General features: G+C 67.9%; 13 protein-coding genes. 3 read left to right on the top strand and 10 right to left on the bottom strand.

All coding sequences use genetic code 11. The annotated features are described in order from the left end of the window. The first annotated feature begins 156 nt into the window (after window positions 1–156). The gene (locus tag ACILR9_RS19780) at window positions 157–654 is read left to right on the top strand and encodes a superoxide dismutase family protein (protein ID WP_395711715.1); all 498 of its coding nucleotides are present in this window, start codon (window positions 157–159) and stop codon (window positions 652–654) included. Between the two features lie 73 nt (window positions 655–727). Here the strand turns inward: ACILR9_RS19780 and ACILR9_RS19785 are convergent, their stop codons facing one another. Together ACILR9_RS19785 and ACILR9_RS19790 are read right to left on the bottom strand one after the other, a co-directional pair. Then, on the bottom strand, window positions 728–1,402 hold the full coding sequence (locus ACILR9_RS19785; protein WP_395711676.1) for an isochorismatase family protein: 675 nt from the start codon (window positions 1,400–1,402) through the stop codon (window positions 728–730). Between the two features lie 15 nt (window positions 1,403–1,417). Further along, window positions 1,418–4,273 carry an FAD-dependent oxidoreductase gene (locus ACILR9_RS19790; protein WP_395711677.1) on the bottom strand — a complete coding sequence of 952 codons (2,856 nt, stop codon included), beginning with the start codon at window positions 4,271–4,273 and terminating at the stop codon, window positions 1,418–1,420. Window positions 4,274–4,296: 23 nt separating this feature from the next. Between ACILR9_RS19790 and ACILR9_RS19795 the strand changes: the two genes are divergently transcribed. After that, window positions 4,297–5,205 carry a dihydrodipicolinate synthase family protein gene (locus ACILR9_RS19795; protein WP_395711678.1) on the top strand — a complete coding sequence of 303 codons (909 nt, stop codon included), beginning with the start codon at window positions 4,297–4,299 and terminating at the stop codon, window positions 5,203–5,205. Between the two features lie 252 nt (window positions 5,206–5,457). On the opposite strand, the gene ppk2 is transcribed toward ACILR9_RS19795, so the two are convergent. Next, window positions 5,458–6,579: a polyphosphate kinase 2 gene (gene ppk2 / locus ACILR9_RS19800; protein ID WP_395711679.1), complete on the bottom strand. Its 1,122-nt coding sequence runs from the start codon at window positions 6,577–6,579 to the stop codon at window positions 5,458–5,460. A gap of 255 nt (window positions 6,580–6,834) precedes the next feature. On the opposite strand from ppk2, the gene ACILR9_RS19805 reads away from it, so the two are divergent. Beyond that, window positions 6,835–7,176: a hypothetical protein gene (locus tag ACILR9_RS19805; protein ID WP_395711680.1), complete on the top strand. Its 342-nt coding sequence runs from the start codon at window positions 6,835–6,837 to the stop codon at window positions 7,174–7,176. A gap of 119 nt (window positions 7,177–7,295) precedes the next feature. On the opposite strand, the gene ACILR9_RS19810 is transcribed toward ACILR9_RS19805, so the two are convergent. From ACILR9_RS19810 to ACILR9_RS19840, 7 genes are all read right to left on the bottom strand, one after another. Beyond that, window positions 7,296–8,003: an amino acid ABC transporter permease gene (locus ACILR9_RS19810; protein WP_395711681.1), complete on the bottom strand. Its 708-nt coding sequence runs from the start codon at window positions 8,001–8,003 to the stop codon at window positions 7,296–7,298. A gap of 168 nt (window positions 8,004–8,171) precedes the next feature. After that, window positions 8,172–9,029 carry an ABC transporter substrate-binding protein gene (locus tag ACILR9_RS19815; protein ID WP_395711682.1) on the bottom strand — a complete coding sequence of 286 codons (858 nt, stop codon included), beginning with the start codon at window positions 9,027–9,029 and terminating at the stop codon, window positions 8,172–8,174. 114 nt (window positions 9,030–9,143) lie between these two features. Beyond that, window positions 9,144–10,403 (bottom strand): M20 family metallopeptidase, encoded by a 1,260-nt coding sequence (locus ACILR9_RS19820; RefSeq protein WP_395711683.1) that lies wholly within the window; start codon window positions 10,401–10,403, stop codon window positions 9,144–9,146. Beyond that, entirely contained in the window at window positions 10,403–11,185 is a 783-nt protein-coding gene (locus tag ACILR9_RS19825) for an aspartate dehydrogenase domain-containing protein (protein ID WP_395711684.1), read from the bottom strand. Before ACILR9_RS19825 ends, ACILR9_RS19820 begins: the two co-directional genes overlap by 1 nt. After that, window positions 11,182–12,675: an amidohydrolase family protein gene (locus ACILR9_RS19830; RefSeq protein ID WP_395711685.1), complete on the bottom strand. Its 1,494-nt coding sequence runs from the start codon at window positions 12,673–12,675 to the stop codon at window positions 11,182–11,184. Before ACILR9_RS19830 ends, ACILR9_RS19825 begins: the two co-directional genes overlap by 4 nt. Window positions 12,676–12,860: 185 nt before the next feature. Beyond that, window positions 12,861–14,024: an LLM class flavin-dependent oxidoreductase gene (locus ACILR9_RS19835; protein ID WP_395711686.1), complete on the bottom strand. Its 1,164-nt coding sequence runs from the start codon at window positions 14,022–14,024 to the stop codon at window positions 12,861–12,863. Further along, a complete protein-coding gene (locus ACILR9_RS19840) occupies window positions 14,021–14,830 on the bottom strand; it encodes an SDR family NAD(P)-dependent oxidoreductase (RefSeq protein ID WP_395711687.1) in 810 nt (269 codons plus the stop codon). Before ACILR9_RS19840 ends, ACILR9_RS19835 begins: the two co-directional genes overlap by 4 nt. Window positions 14,831–14,834: the final 4 nt, after the last annotated feature.

The following is a 14,834-nucleotide window of genomic DNA, read 5'->3' on the forward strand; positions in this document are numbered from 1 at the left end:
TAGCGGCGCACGCTCTTCTTCGCCGGGGAGGAAAATGAAGGCACGCAACTCATCGAACAGCCCGACGTTTGGAAGACTGGCGCCGACAGCCGGGATAGGCTCGTGCCAAACCTTAGGCGGAGAACGCACGTGAAGATCGGTGGATCACTTCTTGGGATCGTGGCGTCGCTGGCGGTGATCGGGATTGCTGCTCCCGCCACCGCGCAAACGGCGACGGCAACCCTGAAGGATGCCGGCGGCAAGGAGGTGGGCAAGGCCGACCTTACGGAGACGCCGCACGGCGTGCTGCTCAAGCTCTCGCTGAAAGGCCTCCCCGCCGGCCAGCGCGCCTTCCACATCCACGCGGTCGGCAAGTGCGAGCCGCCTTTCACCAGCGCCGGCGGGCACTTCAATCCAGGCGGCAACAAGCACGGCATGGAGGCGGCCGGGGGCGCCCATGCCGGCGACATGCCCAACTTGTTCGTTCCGGCCAGTGGCGAGCTGATCGTAGAGATCGCCAATCCGGCAATCACGCTCGCCGAGGGCAAGCCGAACAGCGTGTTCCACCCCGACGGCACGGCGATCGTCGTCCATGCCGGCCCCGACGACTACAAGACCGATCCAACGGGCAATGCCGGCGACCGCGTCGCCTGCGGCGTCATCATGAAGAAATAGCCCGGCCAGCACGGAGGTGCCGAACCCAACCGCGCCGATGGAAATGGTCTTCATGCAGACGAAGGACGCTTCCCTAATTCGCCGGCTGGTACTGCTCCAGCCAGGCCAGCACCTCGGCGACCGGCAGGACGTCGGCGTATTTCAAGGCCATGTCGTAGAGGTTGGCGAAGTGCGGGCTCTCATGCTTGTCGGCAACGCACTCCTCGGGAACGATCGTACGGTAGCTGCGCGAGAGGCTGTCGACGGCGGTGGCGCGCACGCAGCCCGAGGTCGAGCCGCCCGTCACGATCACCGTATCGACGCGGTGGAAGGTGAGCAGCGAGGCGAGGTTGGTCTCGAAGAAGGCCGAGGCCATGCGCTTGTTGATGACGATGTCGGAACCGCCGATGACCTCGCAACGGTCGTCGATCGCGGCGCGACGCGAGCCCGCCTTGATGTTCTGCAGCGAATCGGGCGTGTCGCTGCGGGTTCCCCACACGCCGCAATCCTCACCCGACTCGAGATAGGAGACGTAGGTCCAGATCACCGGACAGGCGTGGCGACGGCACAGCGTCGCCAGGGCATTGACGTACTCGATCTGGCGCGGGTCGGTCTCGTAAGCGGTCACGAACTCGGCAGGCCTCGTGTAGGCGTTCTGGAGATCGACATTGACCAGGGCGGGCTTGCGGCCGAAGCCGAAGCGCCGCCGGTTGGGATCGGCCATGACCTCCTGGTAGAGCGCGCGTGCGGACTTGGTCGATGTTTCCATGGGTCTTTCCCGGGATCAACCGAAGCGGGTCAGCAAGAACGGCGTCACCGCGATGCTGGGCTGCCGCCCAGCCAGCATCTCGGCCGTCAGCCGGGCCAGCACCGGCGCCAGGGTGTAGCCGTTGGAGCTGACGCAATTGTAGAATCCGGGCCTGCCCGGCGCCTCGCCGAGAATCGGCGCGCGGTCGATATTGACGTTCATGCCGGCCCAGATGCGCACGGCATGCAGCTCGGCCAGCGCCGGCACGACGCGCGCCGCCACCCAGAGATTGCCTTCGACGCTTGGCCGGAGCGCGCGCGACAGGCGCTGCCGCTCGTCGAGCCCGGCCGTCCAGCCGCCGCCCACCAGGAAGGCGCCCGAGCCCATCTGCTTCAACGTGAGATGGCGCGCCGCGTGGGCAACCAGGCGGGTCAGGGTCGGCGCGGTGGGCTCGGTGGCGATCATCTGCAGCGGCGCGCCGCGCACCGGCAGCTCGAGCCCGACCAGCCGGCCGGTCTCGGCGGCCCACGGGCCCGAGGCATTGACGATGCGCTGGCAGCGCAGCTCGCCGCGGCTCGTCGCCACGCGCCAGCCCGTACCATCGCGCTCGATGGCGAGAACATTGCTGCCGTGCCGGAACCGCGCGCCCAGCGCCTTGGCGCGCGCGATGGCGGCGTAGGTGCCGCGCAGCGGGTTGATTTTGCCTTCGGCGGGGCACCATTCGGCGGCGATCGCGATGTCGCCAATTGCGGGCTCGAGCTGGCGCAGCTCGTTGGCGCCGATCAGCTCGGCCTCGATGCCGCGGCTGCGCTCGAGGGCGATCTTGGCCTTGAGGAACTCGACGTCGCGCGCCGTCTCGCCGACCATCAGCCCGCCCGCCACCTTGATCTCGAGGTCCTGGCCGGTGTCGCGCTGAATCTCCTGCCACAGCGCGATCGAAGCCGGGCCAAGCGGCAAGGTGTCGGCCGCCCGGTTGCCGCCCGCCGGGGCATTGGCGCCGAAATCGAACGACAGCATCTGGACATGAAGGCTGCCGGCATTGGCGCCCGAGGCCTGCAGGTTGGGCTCTTCGCGCTCGACCACCATCGCCTCGATGCCCTCGCGCGCCAGCCAGTAGGCGAGGCAGGAGCCGACCACGCCACCGCCGATCACCAGCGTGTCGACGGTCTCGACCGGCAGCGGCCCCGACTCGCGCGGCCGCGCCATGTCGGGCGGCACGAAGTCGACATGGCCCGACCATTCGGGCTGCTCGATGGTGAGGGCCCGGATCGGCACCGGCTTGGCGGGCGGGCGCGGCGCGAACAGGCCGAACTCGTCGACGTCGGCAGAGCACAGGCGGGCCACGGTCGCGGCGCAGTAGCGGCCCTGGCAGCGCCCCATGCCGACGCGGCTCGCCCGCTTGAGCGAGGCCGGCGAGGTGTGACCGGCAGCGATCAGGCCGCGCAGCTCACCCGCCGTCACCTCCTCGCAGCGGCAGACGATGGCCGCGTCGTCGACGGCGGCGGGATCGAACGCCGGCGCCTCGAACAGGCGCCACAGCGCCGACTGAAAGCGCGCAGCGCGCTGGGCGGTGCGCGTCGCTTCTCTCGCCGGCACGACGGCGAGCCCGAGGTCCCGGGCGATCGCATTGGCGGCCAGCACGCCCTGTGCCTGGGCGGCCTGGGCGCCGCCGAAGCGCGCGCCGTCGCCGATGGCGAAGACCTCGCGGAGGCTGGTGCGGCCGTCCGCGTCGGTGACGGTCTCCATCGCGCCGCTGCCGCGCGCCACGAAGCGGTGCGCGCAGCCGAGTGCGCGCGCCAGCTCCGACGACGCGACGAAGCCGTCGTTGAGCGCAACGACATCGGCCTCGACCGTGAGGCCGCCAGCCTCGACGGCACGCACGCGATCCTCGCCGACCAGCCGGGTCACGCGCCGGCCCCAGTGCATCAAGGGGCCAAGGCGGCTCGCCAGCGCACGGCCCTGCAGCATGAGAAACGGATCGGCCAGAGCCGCCTGTGCGAGCGCGCGCCATCGCCCGAGGCCCGGGCGCAGCGCCGCCTCGAGCACGGCGGCGACATTGGCGCCGCCGTCGAGCAGTTCGACCGCGGCCTGCAGGCACAGCGGTCCATTGCCGGCGATGACGATGCGGCTGCCCGGCGCCACGCGATAGGAGCGCGCCAGGGTCTGCAGGCCGCCGACCGTCATCACGCCCGGCAGGGTCCAGCCCGGCACCGGCCGGACCTGCTCGTAGGCGCCGGTCGCCAGCACCAGGCGCTTGGGCCGATAGAGGCGCGACTGGCCGGCCACGGTCGCGGCGATCTCGTGGGCTGAGAACGCCGCCCAGACCGTCGCCTCGTTCACGATGGTGACGCCGGCCAGCAGGGTCGAGCGGCCGAGCACGGCGCCGTCGCGGAACTGGCGGTCGAGACTCTCGGGATCGGCCTCATGGCTGTGCGCCAGCGGCTTGAAGAACTGGCCGCCCTCGTGCAGGCGCTCGTCGAGCACCACGACCTTGGCGCCGGCCAGGGCGAGCGCCCGGGCCGCCGACAGGCCGGCAGGCCCGGCGCCGACGACCAGGACATCGCAGTCGAACGCGCGCGTCTCGGCGGGCGGGGAGGCGGTGCCAGGCCGGCTGGCCGGCGACGAGCGGACGTCCATGCCGTCCACGACCCTGGTCAGGCAAGCGCGCTGGCTCGGCTGGCCGTCAATCGTCACCAGGCAGTCGAAGCACACGCCCATGCCGCAGAACGGGCCGCGCGGCGCGCCCGACCTGGCCTGGCGCACGGCGACGATCCCCGCCGCCGCGAGCGCCGCGGCAATGGTCTCGCCGGGCAGCGCCGCGATCTCCCGATCATCGAAATAGATCTGGATCGCCGGACCGACCGGCACGATGTCTGGATGGTTCAGACGCATGGCAATGGTTTATCATACTCGCCATGAAGAAGTTTCGCGGCACCTACACAGTCCTGATCACGCCCTTCACCGACGACGGCCGGAAGGTCGACGAGGCGGCGCTGCGGCGGCTGGTCGATTTCCAGATCGAGGAGGGCATTCACGGCCTCATCCCGCTCGGCAGCACCGGCGAGTTCCTGAGCGTGACGCCGGACGAGCGTCGGCAGATCGTCGAGATCGTGGTCGGTCAGGCTGCGGGGCGCGTGCCGGTGCTGATCGGCACCGGCGCCGAATGGACCGACGAGGTCGTGCGCACCAGCCGCGAGGCCGAGTCGATGGGGGCCGATGGCGTCATGATCATCCCGCCATTCTACAGCGTGCCGACCGACGACGAGCTCTACGCTCACTACAAGAAGGTGTCGGACGCGATCTCGATCCCGATCATGGTCTACAATAACCCGGCGACGGCCAATGTCGACATGATGCCGGAGCTGATCGCCCGCCTCGCCCAGATCCCCAACTGCCAGTACGTCAAGGAATCGACGCTCGATCCGACTCGCGTGCGCGACATCATCCGGCTGGCCGGCGACAAGATGACGGTGTTCGCGGGCGTGCTCGGCTACGAGTCGTTCTGGCTGGGCGCCGAAGGCTGGGTGGCAGTGTGCTCCAACGTGATCCCGCGCTGGTCGGCGGCGCTGTTCGAGCTGGTCGCCGACCAGCGCGACATGCCCTGCGCGCTCGAGCTCTACAGGAAGATCACGCCGCTGCTGTGGTGGGTCGGCGGTCCGCGCTACGTCTCCGGCACCAAGGCCTGCTTCGAGATGATGGGCATGCCGATGGGCCCGCCGCGCGCTCCGCGCCTGCCCCTGCCCGAGGCCCAGCGGCCGGCCCTGCGCGAGGTGTTGCGCGAGATGGGCGTCCTGGTGGAGGAAAAGGAGCGTGCCACGGCCTGACCAGCCGACTCATTCCGGGGATCCGCCGAGAAAGCGATTGAAGGGACCTGCAGGCGCTCGACAGGACCATCAAGAGCCGATCCGCAGGGACGAAACTCGCGGGCAAGCCCTCTTCAGGGTCGTGCACCGGCGAACGCTTCCTCGCTGCGCTCGGGACGACAGAATGGATGTCATCCCGCGCGCAGCGAGGGACCTTTGCTCATGTTCCATGTTGGTGGCCAGCGCGTCACAGGGATGATCGGGCTGATCTGATCAAAAGGCGGGGGTGTCCTTCTCCCCCTGCTCGTACACGATGTTGGCCCGTCCAACCAGCAGGGGGTCGAGGGAACCGATCCGCTCCTTGCTTTTCTCCCGGTAGTTCAGCTTGTGCAGCACGTAGCGCATCGCATTCAGGCGCGCTCGCTTCTTGCAATCGGACTTGATCACCGTCCACGGCGCATCACTCGTGTCGGTATGCAGGAACATCGCTTCCTTTGCCCGCGTGTAGTCGTCCCACTTGTCGAGCGATGCCAGGTCGACAGGGGAGAGCTTCCATTGCTTGAGGGGATGCACCTGCCGTTCCTTGAATCGTCGCCGCTGCTCCTTGCGGCTCACCGAGAACCAGAACTTGATAAGATGGATGCCGCTGCGCGCCAGGTTACGTTCGAACTCCGGCACTTGGCGCATGAACTCCTGGTATTCCGCATCGGAGCAGAATCCCATGACCCGCTCGACCCCGGCGCGATTGTACCAGGAGCGGTCGAACAGGACGATTTCCCCGGCGGTCGGCAGGTTCTGCACATAGCGCTGGAAATACCATTGGCCGCGTTCGGTCTCGGTCGGCTTTTCCAGAGCGACGACGCGGGCGCCGCGCGGATTGAGATGCTCCATGAAGCGCTTGATCGCGCCGCCTTTGCCAGCCGCATCGCGACCTTCGAAAAGAATCACCACCTTCTGTCCCGATTCCTTGATCCAGGCCTGGAGCTTCAACAGCTCGACCTGCAGCTTGTACTTGCTGGCTTCATAGTTCTTGCGCAGCATGAGGTTGCGGTACGGGTAGCCGCCTTCCCGCCACTCCTCGGTGAGCTCGTTGTCCGGCGACTCGCTCGGATCGTTGATGGGTTCGGGCGCAAGAAGGGCCTTTCGCAGGACACGGGCATCATCGACCGATGCGCCTGCCATGATCGCCTGCAATGCCTCGGCCAGCTCGAGGGTCTTGCCCGGCACCATCGAGCTCAGGACGTCGCGCACGGCGCCCTGCATCGACTGCTGGGCGGCTTGGATGGCCTTGCCCTCGACGTAGGCCGCTATGCCGTACTCCGTATCGGACGGCGCTACATCGCCCGAGTCGACTGGTCGACGAATCACGTGCTGCCCCCGTGCCAAATCTGTCATGCAAGCATTCTACACGGAAGGCAGAAGCGCCGTCCTGAGAGGTCAGCCATAGAATCGAATTCCCCTCGAGGGAACTTGATCTGGATCAAAAGAGCCCGCTTACCGTTCGGATCAGGGAGCAAGACTGAAGCGGCGCTCTCGATGGGCGGCGCCGATCGACCACCACGCATCTGAACCCCTTGAGGGAAATCAAGGCGCCGCCGGGTCGCGGCGCGCCACCCTGCTCGACAGGCAACAAGCGGCAAAGGCAGCAACATGAGATCCATTTCGGACAGGGTCGAGGTTTCCGTCGACTTTCCCGACAAGGCCTATATGGGTGCGTTCGGACGCGAGTCGTCGTTCGACGTCAGGGTAGAGCCCGACGAGGTTCTGCTGCGCATCGTTCGCACCGGAGACGAGCGCCGCGAGATCGCGGTTCACCTGCATTACTATCTGCTCGCCGATATCCTGAAGGAGCTCGGCCGGGGTTTGGCGGGCCAGGATTTTCTCGACGACGCCCACACAACCGCTCTGCGCGACGGCATCGCAATGCTTTCCAGGTCCCTCGGCAGGTCCGGTCGGCCGAAACGGAAACCCAAGAAGCCACCCGCCCCATAGTCGGCGCACGCGGCGCTGTCGACGCCCGCTCTCACCACACGCAACGATGTCCCAGGTCCGGTGCGCCACCCGCCCGATGTGCATGCCAACCTGCCTCGCCGGCCGCGCTCGTGCCGGCGCTAGCGGTCGTCGCGCGCGAGCTGCCTGTCGGCGGCAGCGCCGTAAGCCTTGCCGTAATAGGCCTCGATGCGGCGCTGCACGAAATCCCAGCAGGTGGTCATCATCAGGTAGAGGATAGCCACCACCACGAACACTTCCAGCACCTGGAACTTCTGCTGCATCAGGATCTGGCCGCGCCGCAGCACCTCCTCCATGGAGATCACCGAGGCGATCGAGGTGGTCTTGAGGAGGCCGTTCACCGAGTTGCCGAGCGGCGGGATGATGACGCGCAGCGCCTGCGGCAGCACGACCAGCCGGAAGATCTGGTAAGGCTTCAGGCCGAGCGCCCGTGCGGCCTCGGTCTGTCCCTTGGCGACGGAGAGAATGCCGCCGCGGAGAATCTCCGACAGGTAGGCCGCCTCGTTCAGCGCCAGCCCGATGATCGCCGATTCGAGCACGCTGAAGCGCACCAGGCCGAGCTGCGGCAGGCCGGTGTAGATGATGATGAGCTGCACCAGCAGAGGCGTGCCGCGGAAGATCCAGATGTAGGCCTGCGCGGCGCGCGACACCGCCTTGTGCCTGCTGAGCCGCATCACCGCCAGCAGGAGGCCGATCATGCCGCCCAGGATCAGCGTGCAGATCGTCAGCCCGATCGTCCACAGCGCGCCTTCGAGGAGATAGAGATTGGTGAAGTAGCTCCAGAAGCCTTCCCAGTTCCAGACCTTCATTTTTTCTTCCCTTCCTCCGCGCGAAGCGGGGAGGAATGCCTCGAGGCCTGAGCAAACGGCGTGAGCTCGTGGTGACGACACTTCTGTCATCCCGAGAAAGGCACTTGCGAAGAAAGTGCCTTTCTCGGGATGACACCCATTCCGTAGCGAGCGCTTCGCTATAAGGTCCTACGCCGGCCCCGGGCCCTTGATGACGAATTGCGGCTCGTCGATCTTCAGCACGCCGTACTGGTCGAGCAGCTTGTCGTAATAGCCGTCCTTCTTGAGATCGTTCAGCGCGCCGGCCACGGCCTCGGCCAGCGGCTTGTTGGCGAAGGCGAAGCAGGCGGTCTGCGGGAACACGCCGCTGATGGCGCGGGTGAAGTCGCCGCGGCCCTGCATGAACATCGCCGTCGCGTCGATACTGGTCGCGGCGTCGGCCTGGCCGGCGCGCAACGCCTGGAACGATTCGGCGAAGTTGTTGAAGGTCATGATGGTGAGCGGCTTCAGGCCCTTCTTGGTCACGATGTCGTTGACCTCGCGGGTGCGCCGCTCCTCGATGCCGCCGAGCTCGACCGAGACGCGCCGGCCGGCCAGATCGTCGATCGTCTTGAGGCCGAGCGGGTTGCCCTTGGACGACAGGAAGCTGATCGCCGCCTGCTCGTAGGGCACCATGTACATCAGCTTGGAGCGCTCCTCGGTCCAGAAGATGCCGGTGTTGATCATGTCCCAGCGCTTGGCGGCGAGCCCGGGGATCATGGTGGCGAACTCGGTGCGAATGTATTCCGGGGCGAGCCCCAGCTTCTTGCAGCACTCGTTGGCCAGCTCGACGCGCATGCCCTTGAGCTCGCCCTTGTCGTCGACGAACTGCAGCGGCGGCAGCGTGGGATTGATCGACATGATCAGCGTGCCGGCCTTGATGATGTTGGGCGGCGCGATCTTGGGCTGGGCGCGCAGCGCCGCCGGCGCGATGCCAAGCGCCGACAGAACGGCGCCGGCCGCCAGCAGGCCGCGTCGGCCAAGCCCGCATTGAGTGACATCAGACATTTCAGCCCCCTGACGATTACCCCCTACTGGATGCAATTTTGACGCCGAAGGGACCGCTTGTCCCGAGCCGAATCAGGGCCTGTAATCAGGCCCTCAGGCGCCGTTGCACCAACGTCAGCCGATACCGCACCAACCAGAGATTACTTCCGCCACGACTTTCACTGCACGGCGGTAGTCCTCGACATCGACCCATTCGTCGTGCAGGCCGTTCTGGGTGAGATCGCCGCCGAGCGGCCCCAGCCCGACCGTGGGAATGCCGGCCTGGAGGATCGGATTGCGGATGTCGCTCGAGGTGTGCAGCGGATTGACGTGCGGCGCCTCGCCGATGACGTGCCGGACGGCCGCGGCGACGACGCGATAGAGCGCATGGTCGGGACTGACCTCGGCACCGGTGACGCCCGACACGAACTCGAGACGGGGCGGCTGGTCGCTGAGCCACGCATCCTCGGCCGCGGCGTCGCGCACCGCCGCTTCGATGGCGCCCTGGATGTCGGCCAGCGTCTCCGGCGGCGGGAACGACAGCGAGCCCGCCAGCACGGCGTCAGGCGCGATGCGCGCGAACGCGTCGCCGGCGCCGGCGGCGACATGGGACACCAGGAGATTGGTCGAACGGCCGATCGCCTGCTGCAGCGCCGGATGAGTCACCGACGCGCCGCGCCGCGCGTCGAGCGCCTGCAGCGCGCGATGGATCAGCCAGATCTTGTCGATCGGATTGACCGCGCGATGGGCGAACGCGGCATGGCTGATCTCGTTGGTGTCGGGCGCGCGCCCCGTGACGGTGATGCGGAACTCGACCAGCCCGGAGGCGAAGGCCTTGATCTCGCGCATGCCGATGCCCGACTCGGCCGGATGCAGATAGACCGCCGCATCCGCGCGCAACCCGCCGTGCAGCAGCGCCGAGACGCCGCGCGCGTGCCGCTTGCTGGGCGTGCTGGCCAGGATCACGTCGCCCAGCGGCGCCCTGCCGGTCTCGAGCACCGCCTGCAGCCCCTGCACCAGGGTGGCGACGCCGGCGAGGTCGTCGGCGACGCCCCAGCCGTGCAGCCGGCCCCCGTCGATCTGGCCGGCGAAAGGGTCGTGGCGCCAGCGCTCGGTCGCCGCGACCGGCTCGCCGTCGGGATGGGCGAACAAGATGACGCTGCGTCCGTCGCCGCGTCCCTTGAAGGTCGCGACCACGCTTTCGCGCTCAGCCGTGTCGATCGCCTGGGCGCTGGCGAACTCCGCCACCATCGGCACATCGGCCGGCCGATAGCGCACGCGCTCGACCGTGCAGCCGAGCCGCCGGGCGGCGTCCGCGACGCGCTGCTGCACCGCCGCCTCGCCGCCGCGCTGGGCGCGGATCAGCTCCTGCAGGAACGCGACCGGATCGCCCATCAGATCTTCACGTGAGCCCGCCGGCGGTGGACGATGCGGACCAGGCTTGACGTGGTGTAGTCGGCGGGATCGCCGTCCGGCGCCACCTCGCGCCCGCCGACCGACAGCGTCACCTTGCCGGCGCCCGCCTCGATCTCGAGCTCGTGGGCGGTTTCGGAAAGCGCCGGATCGGCGATCAGCTCGAGTTCGGTCGCGTCGAGGCCGAGACCGGCCAAGGCAACGCCGACCGAGCTGTTGAGGTTGTTGGGGAAGTGGCGCGCCGCCTCGCGCACGCTGCCGGACAGGATCACCGTGCGGCGCTCGATGCCGTCGAGCCGGGCCAGGCCCACTGCTGGCGTCAGCTTCCACATCACCGGCGGCTTCAGCTGGCGATAGACCACGCGGCGCAGGCCCTCCTCGCGCGCCGTCGCCAGCAGGTCGAGCGAGCCGACCGCGCCAGGCGCCAGCTCGAGACGGCCGGGGCCGGCCGCGGCGGCCGCCAGGAGGCGCTTCTCCACCGCAGGGTCGCACAACGCCGTAAGCGACAGCGGCACGAGGTCGATGCCGGCGGCCAGCAGGTCGGCGCCGATCTCGGCCAGCACCGGCGCCAGGGCGCATTCGAGGGCGATGGCCGGCCGGCGGGCGATGAACTCGGCGAGGGACGTGCACACCGCCGCGCGGCCGACCAGGTCGGCGGCCATCCCGGCCTGCGCCGGCCGGACCAGCACCGCCGCGGCACCGGGCAGGCGAACCGCGACGCGCCTTCCGATCCAGCCCAGCCCGACAATGCCGAAGCTCGTCACGAGGGAACGACGAACCCGTAGCGCAGGTTGGAGGGCTCGCGGCCGCGCCGCTCGTACTCGGTCTTGAGACTGGCAAAACGATCGTCGCGCCACGCCGCCTTCCGGACGTCATAGCGGTACATCTTCGCGGAATTCTCGCCGAAGATGGCGCGCTTGACCGGGCCATCGGCCGGGCCGAGGGCGGTGAAACCGTGCTTGCGCTGCATCTCCTCGGGAATCTCGAGCCGCCGCAGTCCCTCGATCTGCCATTGCGGAGCGCCGGTCCATACGGCGTCGGTGCCCCACACGACGTGGTCGGCGCCCATTCCCTTGACCAGCTGGCCCATCAGGGCCGCGCACAGCCGCGGCTCGGTCACCGTGGTCTGGGCGAAGATCTGGCCCAGGTCGGCATAGACGTTGCTGACGCCATACTTGCCGGGAATCTCGGCGAGATCGGTCGTCCATTCGATGCGGCCGGTCTTCTCGAACTGGGCATAGCCCTCGACCGATGCCCCGGGCGCGCCGGTCCAGCGGAACGCCGAATGGTAGACGACGAAGCGGATCTGCGGCCAGTCCTTGGCCGCCTTGCCGACGTCGTCGACCGTGGCATAGGGCGTGAGATGCGGCCAGCGCTTCTCGACCGACGGCGGGTAGAGGCCCTTGTGCACGCAGACGATATCGTAACCCGCCTTCACGATCTTCTCGTAGAAGGGGTAGACCAGCTTCTCGTCATCCAGGCGCCAGGGATGGCGCGCCAGATCCTTGTTGGTGTTGTCGCCGACCGTGTAGCCCTTCCACGAATCGGGCTTGAGGGTGGCGATGCACTTGTCGACCTCGTCCATCCAGCCGTCGTAGCCCGGCGTGAAGATGGCGTGCGACAGGAGCCGCTTGGAGCCGGCCGCCGCATTCACCTTGGCGCGCGCCTCGGCCTTCATCTCGTTGGTCAGGAACCAGTCGCGCGGATCCTCCGAGGCCGAGCCGCTGATCAGCGCCACCTTGGTATCGCTGTCGAGGAAGACCTCCTTGAACCAGTTCGGGTACTTCAGGTCGTCGAGGGTCTGCGGCTTACCGACGAGCTCGGGGTTCCAGCCAGCCTTGCCGACCGCCTCCCGGCCGCGCACGAAACCTTCGAGCCGCGTGTCGTCGCGCAGGAAGTGCGTATGCACGTCCATGATGAACTGGTCCTTCAGCCCATCGGCGCGCGACTGAGCGAGATCGACGCTCCTGGCCTCGGCCGGCGAGGCGCCATAGAGCGCACCGTAGACCTCGTTCATGGCGACGAACGCCGTCGCCATGCCGGCCGCGGTCTGGAAGAAGCGCCGGCGCGGCAGGCCGTTCTTCCGGCCGTATTCGTCGCCCAGCGCGTTCATGCGCGCCTCGACCTGCCTCTGCCGCTCGGTCTGCGGCACCGGCATGAACTCGTCGCTCGACACGACCCGAGTCGGCACCGGCGTCGGGTTGTCGGTCAGCCGCGCCGGGGAAAGGCTTGCCCGTTCTTCGTCGCTCAGCATGCCCATGGCGATCCTCCGGGAGGAGCTTCGGCAGGGGCTAGTATCGCGCCGTCGTCCCGGCAAGGAAAGTGCCGGATAGAACTGCACGATGATGAAAGGTCCCTCGCTGCGCTCGGGATGACATCGGGGGTGTTGCGGCAAAGGTGATGTCATCCCGAGCGCAGCGAGGGACCTTTACTTCCGGATCACCTGAACCGCGGCATCACCTTGGTCCAGAAGGTCTCGATGGACTTCATCAGGATCGGGTGCGGGACCAGCGCGTTGTAGGTGTAGCAGAACACCCAATCGACCGGTTGGCGCCGTTGCTGGGTCTCCATGGCGCGCAGCACGGTGTCGACGGTGCCGACATAGGCATAACCCATGGCGATCACTTCCTGAGGCGTCGGGAACTTCCCGGTCTGCGGGTCCTGCATGCCGCGCCGGAAGCCGAACGGCTCGAACCAGGCGCGGCCCGAGAACTGGCCCGAATCGCGCCACAACGCCATCGCCTCCTCGTCGCTGTCGGTGATGATGACGTCGCGCAGCACGCCGACGCCCTGGCCCCTGGGCTTGCCGGCGACCTCGGCGTAGACGCTGTAGAGCTTCTCCTCGTAGACCGGCAGCATCGGCGGCAGGATTGGCGTGATGCCCTCCCTGGCGCAGAAGCGCACCGTGTTCTCGGAGCTGGCAAAGGGCTGGAACAGCGGAGGATGGGGCTTCTGCAGTGGCTTGGGCACGACGCCGACCGCGGTCAGGATGCCGTCCTTCACGCCCTTGCCCCACTTCTCCGTGGTGTCGAGCGTCCACGGCGTCGGACCGGCCGGCACCTTCCAGAAGGTGCCGTCGTAGGTCAGCATCTCCTCGGTCCAGCACTTCTTGACGATGCGAAAGTTCTCTTCGAAGGCCAGCCGATTGGCGTTGTCGATCTCGTCGTGCTGGTTGGGCAGCGCGCCGTGGATGCCGTGCGTCTGCTGTGCCATGACGTCGACCCAGCGCCGCTGGTAGCCGCGCGCGAAGCCGGCATTGGCGCGCCCGCCCGTCATGTGATCGAGCATCGCGATGTCCTCGGCCACGCGGATCGGGTTGGCGGCCGGCAGGACGATGCCGAGCTGGCCGACGCGGATACGCTTGGTCTGCAGGGCGAAGTACAGATCCAGCAGCACCGGGTTGTTGGAGAGCTCGAAACCCTCGATGTGGAAGTGGTGCTCGGTGAAGCTCACCGAATCGTAGCCGAGCTCGTCGCCGAGGCGGATCTGCTCGCCGAGCTCCTTCAGCATGCGCTGGTAGAGGTCGGGCCGCATGCCCGCCATGCCCTGCTCGATCTCGGCGCGGCTGCCGATGCTCGGCAGGTAGAAGAGAGAGGCTTTCATCGCTTGCCCTTCGCTTTCGGCTTCGATTTGCCAGTCGGAGTCGCCGCGACTCCCGGCACATTCCGGAGAATAGAACGTGTCAGCCCGCCATCGACCACCAGCGCCTGGCCGGTGATGTAGCTCGCCTGCGGCCCCAGCAGGAAGGCGATGGTCTCGGCAATGTCCTGCGGCGTGGCGATGCGGCCGAGCGGAACGATCCGGGCGCGGCCGCGCCGCAGCCTGGCCTGGCTGTAGATCGCCTCGGTCATCGAGGTGTGCACGAAGCCGGGGCAGACGCTGTTGGCGCGGATGCCGTCGGAGGCCCATTCCATGGCCATCATCTCGGTCAGCATGATCAGCGCCGCCTTGGCCGGGCTGTAGGCGCCGGTCGGCAGCTGCGGCATCACGCCGGCCATCGAGGCCAGCATGACGATGGCGCCTTTCGAGGCCTTGAGATGCGGATGGGCGGCCTTGGCCAGCAGCCAGTTGGCGCGCAGGTCGATGTCGAACACGCGGTTCCAGGTCGCGACGTCGAGATCGACCAGCCGGGACGGTGCGGTGATGCCGGCATTGCCGACGATCGCATCGATGCCGCCCATCGCCTTCACCGCCGCCGCGATCACCTGCGCCGGCGCATTCGGCCGCGCCATGTCGGCCTTGAGCGTGCGCACCCTGGCGCCGAAGCCGCGCAGCTCCTCGGCCAGCGCCTCGAGCTCGTCGAGATAGGCGATGTCGCACAGCGTGAGCGCCTCGGCACCGTCGGCCACCAGCTTCACCGCCGTCGCCCGCCCGATGCCGCGACTGGCGCCGGTTATCACGACCCGCATCGTG

It is taken from the genome of Reyranella sp. (assembly GCF_044224635.1).
Lineage (GTDB): Bacteria > Pseudomonadota > Alphaproteobacteria > Reyranellales > Reyranellaceae > Reyranella.